The 13,780-nt window shown below is 61.2% G+C and carries 10 protein-coding genes and 1 pseudogene; 7 read left to right on the forward strand and 4 right to left on the reverse strand.

The window, feature by feature from the left end:
• Positions 1-71: 71 nt before the first annotated feature.
• Positions 72-1,316 carry an IS256 family transposase gene (locus CENDO_RS01940; RefSeq protein ID WP_136140269.1) on the reverse strand — a complete coding sequence of 415 codons (1,245 nt, stop codon included), beginning with the start codon at positions 1,314-1,316 and terminating at the stop codon, positions 72-74.
• 127 nt (positions 1,317-1,443) lie between these two features.
• On the opposite strand from CENDO_RS01940, the pseudogene CENDO_RS01945 reads away from it, so the two are divergent.
• Positions 1,444-1,962, forward strand: a pseudogene (locus CENDO_RS01945) (IS30 family transposase); the annotation flags it as partial.
• Positions 1,963-2,304: 342 nt separating this feature from the next.
• Here the strand turns inward: CENDO_RS01945 and CENDO_RS01950 are convergent.
• From CENDO_RS01950 to CENDO_RS01960, 3 genes are all read right to left on the reverse strand, one after another.
• Positions 2,305-2,976 (reverse strand): hypothetical protein, encoded by a 672-nt coding sequence (locus tag CENDO_RS01950; RefSeq protein ID WP_136140532.1) that lies wholly within the window; start codon positions 2,974-2,976, stop codon positions 2,305-2,307.
• Positions 2,977-3,415: 439 nt separating this feature from the next.
• Positions 3,416-5,011: a GTPase gene (locus CENDO_RS01955; protein ID WP_136140533.1), complete on the reverse strand. Its 1,596-nt coding sequence runs from the start codon at positions 5,009-5,011 to the stop codon at positions 3,416-3,418.
• Positions 5,004-6,842, reverse strand: coding sequence for a GTPase family protein (locus tag CENDO_RS01960; RefSeq protein ID WP_210726555.1), 1,839 nt, complete (start codon positions 6,840-6,842; stop codon positions 5,004-5,006). Before CENDO_RS01960 ends, CENDO_RS01955 begins: the two co-directional genes overlap by 8 nt.
• A 251-nt stretch (positions 6,843-7,093) precedes the next feature.
• Here CENDO_RS01960 and rplN point away from each other — a divergent pair, with 251 nt between their 5' ends.
• The 6 genes from rplN (at position 7,094) to CENDO_RS01990 (ending at position 13,591) form a co-directional block, all read left to right on the forward strand.
• The gene (rplN, locus tag CENDO_RS01965; RefSeq protein WP_136140534.1) at positions 7,094-7,462 is read left to right on the forward strand and encodes a 50S ribosomal protein L14; all 369 of its coding nucleotides are present in this window, start codon (positions 7,094-7,096) and stop codon (positions 7,460-7,462) included.
• Positions 7,463-7,466: 4 nt separating this feature from the next.
• Positions 7,467-7,781: a 50S ribosomal protein L24 gene (gene rplX, locus CENDO_RS01970; RefSeq protein WP_136140535.1), complete on the forward strand. Its 315-nt coding sequence runs from the start codon at positions 7,467-7,469 to the stop codon at positions 7,779-7,781.
• Between the two features lie 3 nt (positions 7,782-7,784).
• The gene (gene rplE, locus CENDO_RS01975; RefSeq protein ID WP_136140536.1) at positions 7,785-8,336 is read left to right on the forward strand and encodes a 50S ribosomal protein L5; all 552 of its coding nucleotides are present in this window, start codon (positions 7,785-7,787) and stop codon (positions 8,334-8,336) included.
• A gap of 243 nt (positions 8,337-8,579) precedes the next feature.
• A complete protein-coding gene (locus CENDO_RS01980) occupies positions 8,580-10,109 on the forward strand; it encodes an OFA family MFS transporter (RefSeq protein ID WP_136140537.1) in 1,530 nt (509 codons plus the stop codon).
• Between the two features lie 161 nt (positions 10,110-10,270).
• Entirely contained in the window at positions 10,271-11,428 is a 1,158-nt protein-coding gene (locus CENDO_RS01985) for an acetyl-CoA C-acyltransferase (protein ID WP_210726556.1), read from the forward strand.
• Positions 11,429-13,591, forward strand: coding sequence for a 3-hydroxyacyl-CoA dehydrogenase/enoyl-CoA hydratase family protein (locus tag CENDO_RS01990; protein WP_136140539.1), 2,163 nt, complete (start codon positions 11,429-11,431; stop codon positions 13,589-13,591).
• Positions 13,592-13,780: the final 189 nt, after the last annotated feature.

The raw sequence follows: 13,780 nt of genomic DNA on the forward strand, positions 1-13,780 counted from the left end.
GTATTTCGAATCTGGGGTTAGTTTCATGGCGGTGGTTTAGGGGCCGTCTCGGGGATGTGGGGTGAGGGTATTCATGCGGCGTTTTCCTGGTTGTTGTCGCGGTCCTCGTCGATGACCCCAGCGGCGATGATGTCTTTGGTCTGTGTCAGGCTGGCCAGTGACATATAACGCTTCTGTTGGATCCAGTCATCGTGCTGTTCGGCCAAAACCGCCCCAACAAGGCGCACAACAGCGTCTCGGTTTGGGAAGATTCCTACGACATCGCTACGCCGGCGGATCTCCCTATTGAGCCGTTCAGTGGGGTTATTCGACCAGATTTTGCTCCACACCGCTTTCGGCGCAGCGGTAAACGCCAACAGCTCGTCGAGACACTCCTCGAGGTAGCCTGCCACGTTCGGGAACTTGTGCTGGCAGAACTCCACCACATCCCTGGCCTGGATCCACACGCTGGTGGCATCGGGTTGCTGGAAGATCGTGTGAAACATTGCTGATAGGGTCGGCCACTGGGTCTTCGGTACCTTGGCTGATAGGTTCTTCGCGAAGTGGGTGCGGCACCGCTGCCAACTAGCCTGCGGCAGGCAATCACCCACGGCTGCTTGAATACCAAGATGGGCATCACTGGTGACCAGGAATACCCCGGTGAGGCCACGGGCGATGAGGTCGCGGAAGAAACCCGTCCACGACGCGGTAGATTCCGCGGTGGCAACCTGCATGCCAAGCAGTTCGCGGTAGCCGTCAGCGTTGACACCTGTGGCCAGTAGCACGCTGGCTTTGACGACTCGGCCGCCTTCCCGCACTTTCATCGTCAACGCGTCACAGGAGAGGTAGTAATACGGGCCCTGGTCCAATGGTCTGGTACGGAATTGTTCGACCATCGTGTCAAGCTCTTTGGCCATCTCGCTGACCTGTGATTTCGATAGGTTGTTGATACCGAGTGTGGCGACTAGGTCGTTCATCCTGCGGGTGGAGACCCCCTTGAGGTAGCAGGTGGCGATAACTGTGGTCAGGGCGCGTTCGGTGCGGCTGCGGCGCTCTAGCAGCCAGTCGGGGAAAAATGAGCCGGTGCGTAGCTTCGGGATTGCCACATCAATACTGCCGACGCGGGTATCTAGCTGTCGGTGACGGTAACCATTGCGGGTGTTTGTACGATCCGGCGAGACTGTTGCATAATCTGCCCCGCAGACGGTGTCTGCCTGGGCGGAGAGAATCTGGTTGATGAAGTCAGTGAGCATTTGGCGCATCAGGTCTGGGGAGGCTTGAGTCAGTAGCTCTTCGACATACGCGGTCGGATCGATATGATTGGGGTCAGCGGCCATCGCAGGGTACTTCCTTTCGAGGATAGGTAAGAGTTGATTCGAAAGGTACCCGCGATGGTCGCCTCATTGTGCACCGGCACAAGGCCTACCGCGGGCTACAGATACACCACGCTAGCGGACGCAACCGGTGATGATTTCTCAGCGGCCTGCAACGGTCGACGATCGCGCAGTCCCTGGACATTGGGAAGGCGACCTCATCTTGGGCAAAGCAAACAAGTCAGCAATCGGCACCCTTGTAGAACGCAGCACCAGGTACGTGATGTTGCTTTACCTGCCCAACGGCCACGGTGCTGTGGAAGTACGCAACGCGCTCGTTGATGCTATCGAGCAGTTGCCGGCGCATTTGCGTGGTTCGTTAACGTGGGATCAGGGAAGTGAAATGGCTGGTCATAAGTCCTTCACCATTGCCACAGATTGCCCGGTGTACTTCTGTGACCCTGCATCACCATGGCAGCGAGGAAGCAACGAAAACACCAACGGGCTGCTGCGCCAGTATTTCCCCAAAGGCACTGACCTATCGGTCCATACCAAAGAAGACCTCGAGTTCGTAGCCATGCAACTCAACGACAGACCACGCGCAACCCTAGGATTCGCCAAACCAGCCGAAAAGATGGCTGAACTGCTAGGCTGTGCCAACGAAAACTAGAACCGTGTTTCCACGACCACTAGAATCCGCCCTCACGGGGAATCAAGAGCTGTTCCTGAGGGGAGCTGAGCCCCGGGGTAGACGGTTCGATGAGCAGGGCAAGTACATCCGTCGCCACGGCCAAGAGGGTTTGGCACGCCGGTTTGTTTGTCGGGCACCGAGCTAGCGTTGCAATACCACGGACGCATCCGGCCGCGATAAAGATAGGTGAGGTGGACCTGAAGCGGCGTATCGAGTCTAGGATCGATAATTGCGCTAATGAGTTGGAGCGAAGGGGCGGGAGCTGATGCTTACTTCAGTGCCAACATGGGAGCAGTGGGCCTTGCCCACGAGTGCGGGGCACTACTTAAACAGGTGCGGATTCTGTGCCGCGTACTCGGCCAACACGATGCGCCAGGTGACCTTTGTTCCGGGCTGGAATTCGGGCACTCCAAGCTTGGCTAGCGTGTCCGCGATGTATTGGATCTTCCGTTCAAGCTTCTTGGAGCTCCAGCCCAAGTCCGCGGCCAGTTCCTCATGGGACTTTACCGCGATGCGCGGCTCCTTATAGGGGTGGTCCAGCAGGGGCTGGGCCAGGCGCCGGAGGAGTTCGCGCTGCTCCGCGTTGGGTTCGAAGGTATTCGCGGTGAAGGTGCCGTCCGGAGGGAAGCTATACTCGGGCTCCCTGACCCCCTCGGCCACGGTTACTTCAATCTCGTAGTCCATCTGCGGGGTGGAGAAGTAAATACTAGAGACCCCGGGTTGCAGGATTTTGCGGCCACCCGCCGGCAGCTTTTCCGCGGTGTAGGCCTTGTCCGCGCGGGGCTGGATGGAAGCGGAGACGAAAGAACCGATGTTTTTGATGTACCACTGGCTGCCGTTGCTCCATACCTGAAGGAAGTTGCGGTGGAGGGAGGTATCCTCGGCGCCGACCACGAAATCGGAAAGGCGGCCGATGGTCAGTGACTCGCCGGGGCGCACTACGCGCCGGTTGCCAATCAGGTCGTCGACTAAGAGTTCACCGCGCTGGAGCATGGAGCACCTTTCTTCTCATGGATACGGGGGATAGTTTAGTCCACCTCGGCAGCGGCGGGGAGTAGCCCCCAATAAACACCCCGCCGGCTGTAAGGAGCGGTCTAATGAAGTCACTCTATTGCCAATCACGGGAGAAACCATGGATGCCCCACTGCCATCGCAATTGCTGCCAACTCAGCCAGGAATCCCTACCCTGGCCTACCTTGCGGGGCAGTGGGACTCAGATCAACCAGTCCAAGATTATGACTGGGGACACTGAGTAAGCAGGATTAGTCTTCTGCATAAAGGTGACAACTCACGGGCTGAGGCCACAGTTGCTTACGGTTGACCACCGTCTAACCGGGAGGGCCCTTACGGGCGCTAGGCCCAAGTGAAAGGTGGGGCTGCGGGCCGCTAATGGGAAGGGCCCGTCAACAGTAAGGGCCGGTGCGAGCTGTAGTTATCTGCCCGCTGCAGTCTGGATGGAACTGAGGAAGGTCGCGTAATCCTGGCGGATCGCACCCAGCGGCTCCACCACTTGCTTCTCGGAGGTCTCGGCCACCTTCCTGCGCAGGGCGGCGCGGGTGCGGGATTTGATGCCGGCGCCGATGAAGCCGCCGAAGACCGCGATTAGCGTGCCCAGCAGAATGCCCAACAACAATCCGCCCGCAATGAGCAGGGTTGGGATTGACCAGCCCTCGACCTCGGGGGTCAATTCATTGCCGAGGAGCGGAACCAGCACGCCTGGCAGGAATGCCACGGCAAGGTACCACGCCACGCCCACCAGCGCGGCGAGCAGCGCGAACCACTGGATGACCTGGAAGATTTTCCAGGCGCCGGACGGCTGCGCGGGCAGTTTGGTGCCGGAGGCCGCGCGGTCCAGATGGTCCGGCATTTTCTCGGCGATCGCCTCGGCGCGGTCAGAGACGGCGGAAGACCAGGCGTTCGGCAGGCCTTCGGAGGCAGCCGCGGCGTAGTGGCGCACGCCCTTGTTGGCAATTGCTTTGCGTGAGGCGTCCAGCTCGGGCATGGACGTGCGGCGGACGCCGAGCTCGTCGGCCTCCTCGCGCAGGCCCAAGCGGCGCAGCGGATCTGGCTTGAGCTTCGTGATCCACGAGGTCAGGAGCCAGCCGGTGGTTTGCCCGAGGCGCTGCCGGTAGGCCTTGGACGTGGCGTTAGCGAGTTCCTCGGCGCCGGCGGCCTCGGAAAGCAGCGTGTCCATCTCCTTCTTGGCGGACTTCGGCACGCCTTGGATAGCGGCGCCCTCGGTCCACGGAGTAGTTACGGCGGAAAGATCTGCCTCGATACGCCGGGTCTGGGCGTTGTGAGCCTTGGCCACGCGGGTGATTTCCTTGCGCAGGTCATCGATGCCCATGCCATCTCGAGCGGAGGTCGGTACCACCTTCACCTTCTTAAGCCCGTCCTCGCGCAGCAGCTGAGCGTAGGACTCGCACACGGCCTGGACATCGCCGTCACGGAGCCTATCGGCTTTGTTGAGCACGGCCAGCGTTACCGCGGAGTGGTTGGCGTGGGGGCGGATAAAATTCTCGTGGATGATGGAATCAGCGTACTTCTCCGGATCTGTGACCCAGACCAGCACATCTACCTGGCCCGCCAATCGCGTGGCGATTTCACGGTTAGAAAGCTCCACGGAGTCAAAGTCGGGCAGGTCAAGCAGAATAAGCGGCCCAGCGCCCGGGGCGAATTCGCCCGAACGGTTGCGGCGGTCTTCCACGCTCAGCCAGTCAAGCAGCGCCTCGGAACCGCGGGGCTCCCACACGGCAGCCAGTGGGGAAGAAGTGGTAGGGCGGCGGGGAGAAGACTTGCCTAGGTCCTCGCCCACCACGGCGTTAAAGAGCGTGGTCTTGCCGGAGCCGGTGGCGCCGAAGAATCCCACCACGGTGTGGTCTGCGGAGAGCTCGCGGCGCTCGGCGGCTGCCTTGGCCACGCGGTCGAGCGGCTCAAGCTCGGTTGGGGTCAGGTACGCAGTGCCGGCCTCGCGGGCGGAATTTAGCGCCTCGAGGCGCTCGGAGAGTTGGGGCTTTTTCTTAAACATCGCGATCCTCCTCGCGGATAACCGGGACGCCGCGCAGGCGGTTGAGGCGATCCATAAAGCTTGCGGTCATTGTTGGCCGAGCGGACTCGATTTCCTTTACCTCGTCAATCACCTCGCCATCGATGATGGCTGGCTCGATGGCCTCAACCCCGGCCTCTTCACGCACCGCGGCGGCGGCAAGCCGCGCGGCCTGACGCATCTCGCCGGAGGTAGTGCCGGAGGCCAGGGAGTCAATGAGTTCGTTGTAGCGGGCTTCTTCCTGTTCGAACAGGACGTGCACGCGGGCGTTGAGATCCTCGCGGGCGTGCCTTGCCATGCGGCGAACGGCGTCTTCACCAAAGATGGTCTCGAGCAGTTTCTGGCCCACCACGGCGGAACCGCCGGCGATGGCTAGTTCACCGCCGGAAAGACCAGCGGTGGATGCAAACACCACAAGCATGAGTGCCACGGTCACCACGTTGAGACCGATGGACATCACGCGGGCCTTCATGCGCTTATCTGCCGCGTTGTCCTGGATGTAACCCATGAGCCCGGTCTGCCACTCGCGGACCAGCTCAGAGGCGGACCCGTTGATGGTGGTGGAGGCGTGGGCGAGCTCTGGGGCGGCGTCGGCACGCAGGGAAGGCGCCACCGAGCCCAGGTGGGACCAGGAGCGGGTGGCGGCGGTCTCGGCGGCGTCCACGACCACGGCATGGAGGCCGGACTCTATTTCGGTTTCGACCTCGCGCATCGGCGCAGGTTTACCGCTGAACCAGGACCCCAGTTTGTCCAGCGCGGAGGAATACCACCGTTCGATTGTGCGAAAGGCATCCGAGGTCCCCACAAAGTCCTGCCAGCGGGCCATGACTTCCTGGCGGAGCAGGTTGCCATCCGACGTCGCGTCAATGACATGCTCACTCGCGCGGTCATAGTTCGCGGAGATGGCCTCACGCAGCTGGGCGGCGAAGGCCTCCTGGCGGGCGCGTTCCTCGGAGAGGGCGTCCACGCGGGCGACCAGGCGCTCCATAGCGCCTAGGACCGTCTTGCCTGCCATCTCGCGGCGGGCTGCGGAATCCGCGGCGAGTCGGGAGAGTACTTCGCGGGCTGGGGCCACGGTCTCGTCCGGAAGGAATTCGGCAAAATCCTTCGCGAATGGGACAGTAATGAGCCGGGATTCGTTAAGGCCAGCTTCGTCCATCATGCGGCGCAGGTCCTGCGGCACGGTGGCCATGGCGTCCTCATCCACGCGGTTCAAGATGACGAGGACCTCAATATCGCGGCCGGCCGCGTCATTAAGGAAATCCCACACGAGGTTATCCGCGTAGCGCGCCGGGGTGGTCACAAACACCCACAGGTCGGCGGCGGCCAGCAGCTGGGAGGCGAGGGCGCGGTTCTTATCATCGATGGAATCAAAGTCCGGCGCGTCTAGCAGGGCAAGTCCCGGGGACAGGCGCGGGGTCTCGACGATGCGGAGGGAATCAGCCTGTGCGCCGGGTTCCTCAGGGCCGTGGGTGCGCGGCAGATCCGGGAGCACGTGAGGGGAATTGAACCACTCAGCATCCGCCGGGTTGACAACTAAGGATGGCTGGCGGGTGGTGGGGCGAATAACGCCGGAGGCGGTGACCTTCTCGCCGATTGTGGAATTGACCAGCGTTGACTTGCCGGAGCCGGTGGAGCCGCCCACCACGGCCAGTAGAGGGGCGTCAATATTGGCCAGGCGGGGCAGGACGTAGTCATCCAACTGGGCGACGATGGCGCTGGCATCAGCCCCGGTCTGGTCTTCGGGGCGAAACCTGGCCGCGGCTAGCTTATCCCGCAGGGCGGTCACTGATTCGAGGCTTTGAATACTCACCCCATATATCGTACAGAGGGGCCCGCGCCTCCCAGCGCAGATGCCCCTAACCTGGATTTGTGCAGGCCGGGGCGATGTGGTTAAATATTCGGGTTGCTTGAAGCCGGTCGGCTCCGGCGTGGAAGTTTCCGGTCCACCCTTGCCGAGACCCCTCGACTAGTTCGTTGCACACTTCAAGCCGCAAGCAAGTAGACCAGGTGCGTTAAGGCCGGAAATCTTACGCACAATAATCCAGGTCAGGAGACCAAGCAGTGATTCAGCAAGAATCTCGTCTGCGAGTCGCCGATAACTCTGGTGCACGAGAGATTCTCGTCATCCGTAACCTCGGCGGTTCCGTTCGACGTTTTGCCGGCATTGGTGACGTTGTAGTTGCCACTGTCAAGGAAGCCGTCCCAGGCGGCAACGTAAAGCAGGGCGAAGTTGTCAAGGCTGTTATCGTTCGCGCGAAGAAGGAAACCCGCCGTCCGGACGGTTCCTACATCCGCTTCGACGAGAACGCGGCCGTCATCCTCAAGGGTGACAACGAGCCACGCGGTACCCGTATCTTCGGCCCAGTCGCGCGCGAGCTGCGCGACAAGCGCTTCATGAAGATCGTTTCTCTCGCACCGGAGGTGATCTAATCTTATGAAGATTCATAAGGGCGATATGGTGATTGTTATTTCGGGTCCTGACAAGGGCGCGAAGGGCAAGGTCATCGAGGCATACCCACAGCGTGACAAGGTTCTCGTTGAGGGCGTAAACCGCATCAAGAAGCACGTTGCAAACTCCGCCGCTGAGCGTGGCGCTGAGTCCGGCGGCATTGTTACCCAGGAAGCCCCAATCCACGTTTCCAACGTTGCGATTGTTGACTCTGAGGGCAACCCAACCCGCGTGGGCTACCGTTTCGATGAGAACGGCAAGAAGGTCCGCATCGCGCGTAGCAACGGGAAGGACATCTAAACAATGAGCGAGAACTACACTCCACGCCTGAAGGCTCGCTACCGCGAGGAAATCCGCAAGACCATGCAGGACGAGTTCTCCTACGAGAACGTCATGCAGATTCCTGGCGTCACCAAGGTTGTTGTCAACATGGGTGTTGGCGAAGCCGCTCGTGACTCCAAGGTCATCAACGGTGCGCTCGAGGATCTGACCGCAATTACCGGTCAGAAGCCACAGCTGCGCCGCGCAAAGAAGTCCATCGCTAACTTCAAGCTCCGTGAGGGCATGCCAATCGGCGCAAAGGTTACCCTGCGCGGCGACCGCATGTGGGAGTTCCTGGACCGCCTGCTGGTCATCGCGCTGCCACGTATCCGTGACTTCCGCGGCCTGTCCGATCAGCAGTTCGACGGCAACGGCAACTACACCTTCGGCCTGTCCGAGCAGTCCATGTTCTACGAGATCGACATCGACAAGATCGACCGCCCTCGTGGTATGGACATCACCGTAGTGACCACCGCTACCACCGATGAGGAAGGCCGCAAGCTGCTCAAGGAGCTCGGCTTCCCATTCAAGTAAAGCGTGATGTGGGCGCCTAACAGTAGGGCCCGCAACCGCTATCAAAGCCCCAGCCTTTGTGGTTGGGGCTTTTTGCTTGCCCGCTTTAACCCCGCGAGGTTTTATCCGCAATCCCGCTCGAAGCCGCGGGCGGGCGGGTTATCATGTTCCGGTTCCAAGATTCACCCGGTAACCCCATGATTCGCGCGGCGCATCCAAGGGCTGCGAGCGCTTATACACCGTAATGAATAAAGGCTAAGAATAATGTCATATTTCTCTCGCAGCGCGATTATCGCTCCCAAGGAGTTTAATCGCTGGCTGATTCCGCCGGCGGCGCTGGCGATCCACCTGTCCATCGGCCAGGTCTATGCTTTCTCCGTTTTTAAGATTCCGCTCATGGAGCACTTTGGCGTCCAGGATGTGGCCGTGGGATGGATTTTCTCCCTTGCCATTTTGATGTTGGGCATTTCCTCAGCGCTGTTTGGCACGTGGGTTGAGCGGGTAGGCCCGCGCGTATCGATGACGGTTTCCGGCACCCTATGGGTATTGGGATTCTTTATCGCCACCTTCGGTATTCAAGCCGGCCACCTGTGGCTGGTTTACCTTGGATACGGTTTCATCGGCGGCATTGGCCTGGGTATCGGTTACATTTCGCCGGTGTCCACGTTGATGAAGTGGTTCCCAGACCGCCCGGGCCTGGCCACGGGGTTGGCGATTATGGGCTTTGGCGGCGGTGCGTTGATCGCGTCGCCGGCGTCCAACCGCATGATGGAGTTCTTTGGTGGCGGTTCGGATACCGCCCAGCTTGCCGCCGGACTGCGCGGCACGTTCCTTACCCTCGCCGTCCTATACCTTGTGGTCATCGCGTTGGGTGCCTACTCCATCCGCATCCCTCACCCCGACTGGAAGCCAAGCGGTGGGCCGGCCGCACCGGCCGAGCCCGATGCAATGAAGACCACCGGCAACGTCTCCGCCAACACGGCCATCAAGACGCCCCAGTTCTGGTTGCTGTGGATCATCCTGTTTACGAACATCACCGCGGGTATCGGAATCCTTGAGAATGCCGCACCGATGATTCAGGATTACTTCCCGGCCATTACCGCCGGGGCGGCCGCTGGGTTTGTTGGCCTATTGTCGCTGACCAACATGGGCGGGCGCTTCGTCTGGTCCTCCCTGTCTGACATCATTGGCCGCAAGAACATCTACATGGTCTATCTGGGCATGGGCCTCCTCCTGTACTTGGTCGTGGCCCTATTCGGTTCCTCAAACCTGGTGGTCTTCGTTGCCTGTGCGCTTATCATCTTGTCCTTCTACGGTGGCGGCTTCGCAACGATTCCGGCCTACCTGAAGGATCTGTTTGGCGTATACCAGGTGGGGGCCATCCATGGACGCCTGCTCACCGCGTGGTCCGCAGCGGGCGTGGCGGGTCCACTTATTGTCAACATGGTCCTGGAGAATCAGGGCGCCAAGGGCTACGAGGGCCCAGAGCTATACAAGCTATCCCTGTTTATCATGTGCGGCCTGCTGGCCGTTGGCCTCATCGCCAATATCCTGGTCCGTCCGGTGGCCGAGAAGTACATGGAGGATCCGACGGTGGTCAAAGCTAAGGCTGACGCCGACCGCAAGGCCGTTATGGACGCTGAGGCTGAGGCTGAGGCTGAGGGCCATGATAACGGATATTCAGGCAAGCTCCACGCGGCCGTGGCGTTGATCCTGGCGCTGTTTATCGGCGCATCACTTATCTTTGGTCTCTGGGAGACCGCCGTTAAGGCGGCCCAGATGTTTACCGCTTAACCCGCGGGCTGACCGGCGCGCACCGCTTCCCTTCACTAGGGGAGGGTGCGCGCTTTCGCATTTGCTGGGGTAGGGGTCCTTTCTTGCAGAAACTATATGTGTGACGTAGGCTACAGAATAAACTTTGAGTGACCTAATCCGGGATTAAAGAGGAGATTTTCATGACGGACATCCACTTCGTGGGCGCTGCCCGCCTACCCATCGGCAAGTTTGGTGGGGTACTTGCCGGTCTAAGCCCCACTGAGATGGGGACTACGGTGGCGCAGGAAGCCATTGGGCGCTCAGGAGTGGACGCGGCGGACATTGAGACGGCGGTTTTCGCTAACGTTCTGCCCTCCGAACCGTCCGATTTGTACATCAGCCGGAAAATCGCCATCAGGGCGGGCATGCCTCATTCCTCCATCGCGATGAACGTCAACCGCCTGTGCGGTTCCGGTCTGCAGGCCATCATCTCCGCGGCCCAGACCGTACGCGACGGTGACTCCACCTATGCGCTGGCCGGGGGAACCGAATCCATGACGCGCGCGCCATACAGCGTGGAGGGCATGCGAGCGGGGAAGAAGATGGGCGATGGGCGCCTTTATGATTGGCTCACCGGCGCGCTGACCTGCCCGTTCGGTACAGGTCATATGGGGGTGACCGCGGAAAACGTGGCCAGCGATCATGGCGTGACCCGCGAACGCCAAGATGAGTTCTCCGCCGAGTCCCAGCGCCGCGCTATGCAGGCCCGCCGGGACGGCGTGCACGCTGAAGAGATTGTCCCAGTCGGTGAGTGCGACTTTGATGAACACGTCCGCGAGACCAGCGTTGAAAAGCTGGCGGGCCTCAAGCCCGTCTTCCAGAAGGATGGCACGGTCACCGCGGGCAACGCGTCGGGCATCAATGACGGCGCGGCCGCGGTGGTATTGGCCACCGGGGAGGCCGTGGCGGACAAGGGCCTGACGTCACTGGGCAAACTCATCGGCTGGGGGATTGCCGGCGTGGATCCAACCCGCATGGGTATCGGCCCCGTCGAAGCGGTCCCCAAGGCGCTGGCCAAGGCGGGTATCACACTCGATGACGTGGATTTGATTGAGTCTAATGAGGCCTTCGCCGCCCAGGCCATCGCGGTGGGGGACGCGCTTGGCTTCGATCCCGAAAAGACCAATGTGTGGGGAGGCGCGATTGCCCATGGCCACCCAGTGGGCGCGACCGGCGCGATCCTCGCCACAAAGATGCTTTACGCCCTGCGCCGGGAGGCGAAGCGCTACGGGCTTGTCACCATGTGTATCGGCGGCGGACAGGGAATTGCCATTGTTATTGAGAATGGAGAAGCATAAATGACTACTCACATTACTAAGGCAGGCGTTATCGGCGCGGGCTCCATGGGCTCCGGAATCGCGGCCCTACTGGCATCCGCGGGCATCCAGGTAGTGCTGTTGGACATGAATGAAGACGGCGCCTGCAAGGCCGTGGAACTCCAGCGCAAGCGAAAGGGCTTCTATCACCCCGATTTCGCAGACAATGTCACCGCGGGATCGGATTTCTCGCTGCTCGAGGGCTGCGAGTGGGTAATCGAGGCAATTTTCGAGGACCTTGAGGCCAAGCACAACCTATACCGGGATATCGAGCCGCACCTTGGCGCGGATACCATTTTGAGTTCCAATACATCCACGCTGCCGCTGGAACGCCTGCGCGAGGGCGTGGCCGCGGAGCGCCCGTTCGCCATCACCCACTTCTTTAACCCACCAAAGGTCATGCGCCTGGTGGAGCTTATTGCGAGTGGCGAGACCGAGCGGCGCCTGCGCGCAACCATTGAACAACAGTTGGGCAAGGTGGCCCTGGAATGCCGTGATACCCCAGGTTTCATTGCCAACCGCCTGGGATGTTATTGGATGGCGGCCGGCGCGGGCATCGCCATGCGCGACGGTATAAGCTACGAGCTCGCCGACGCCTCCTTCGGCCGCGCGCTCGGCATCCCACGCACCGGCGTATTTGGGCTGTTGGATTACATCGGCCTGCAGCTGGTGAAGCCAATCTGGGGAAGCCTTGAAGACGCGCTGCCCGCGGATGACCTCCTGTTCCGCTGGCCGCTGGGATCAAATGAATTCATCGCGGGCCTGGTCGAGCGCGGCCTGACCGGGCGCACTGGCGAAGGCGGCTTCTACAAGGGGCGTGACCAGGTCATCAACGAGGACTATGAGTATGTCCAGCGCACCCAGCCCGATGATGAGGCCTTAGCCGCTCGTGATCCACGCACCCTCCTGGAAACTGATTCGCCGGGCGGGCGCTATGCCAAGGAACTGTTCTTGGAGACTTTGGAATATTGCTGCGTCGTGGCCCCCGAGATCGCTGACCACGTGGGGCTTCTCGATGAAGGCCTCAAGCTGGGATTCGGCTGGAAGAAGGGCATATTCGAACTCGCGGACGTGGTGGGCGTTAAGTGGCTTGCCCAGCAATATGAAACCGCGCCCGCGCTCCTTGAGTCCGCCGTCAAGGCCGGTGGATTCTACGTTGACGGCAAGGTGCTGGGTAGCTCCGGCGTACTTACGCAGCTCCCAGCCCGCGAGGGCGTGGTATCCGTGGCCGGTCTGGAGGCTAAGGGGCGCAAGGTAGTGGATGAAGAGACCATTCAGGTCCTGCTGCTCGACAACGGGGTGGCCATCGCTAGCCTGAAGACCCCGCTCAACTCCCTGCCGGTGCCGGCGCTCAAGGCGCTAACCCAGGCGGTCAACGACGCGGAGTCTCTGGGCATTAGGTCCTTGGTGATCGGGAGCGATGAAACGCGCGCCTTCAGCGCCGGCGCCCACCTTGACTCCCTGGCCTCGGCAGCGGAATCCGGCGATGAAGCCGCCGTGCGCGAGATGATAGAGTCCGGTTCCATCCTCATGCGCACGCTGCGCTTTGCCCCCATCCCCGTGGTGGGCGCGGTAAAGGGCGTGGCCCTTGGCGGCGGGGCGGAGTTGGCGCTGGCCTGCGACGCTCGGGTCATTCACGCCGATACGCAGCTTGGCTTCCCGGAACGACTCGTGGGACTGTACCCGGCGTGGACCGGCACCGTGTCTTCCCTAGAGAACATGCTGGCTGCCGGGAAGACTCACCAGGAGGCCTTTGATTTCATTGCCCAGGCCGTGCCTGCCCCTAATGCGTTCTACGCGCGCGAAGCGGGGCTCCTGCGTCCCTCTGATGAGATCCTTCTTTCCGTTGATCACGTCTTGAGCCGTGCCATCGACTTGGCGGCGGAACTCGCCGAGGGCTACGAAGCACCACAAGAGCCTCGGTTGCCACTGGCCCAGGATCTTGAGATCAACCTCGAGGACGCTTCAAGCACTGACCTCGTTATTCTCGAGGCACTTAGGGCGCACTACACCGGAGACGGCGAGGTTTCCCACACGGAGCTTGCCGAGAGCGAAGTGGACAAGGCAGTTCCGGTTATCCTGAACGGGCCTAACGCGGAGCGCGCCAGGCATTATGCGGACCATCGCAAACCGTTGAAGAACTAGGCGCGTCCGGCCATGGGCCTCAGCCCGGTACTCCGTAGTAAACGGGAGCGACCGAGGATGCTATGGGGGATGCTATGGGGGATGCTATAGGCGGGCCGTTTAGCCCCTATAGCACCGCCCGTGCCTTTCTGAGGTGGCTCTGAGGCGGCTGCCGGGCGCGGCGGGGGCTGGGTCTGGGGCGGCCGCAGG

The organism is Corynebacterium endometrii (assembly GCF_004795735.1).
Taxonomy (GTDB): Bacteria; Actinomycetota; Actinomycetes; order Mycobacteriales; family Mycobacteriaceae; genus Corynebacterium; species Corynebacterium endometrii.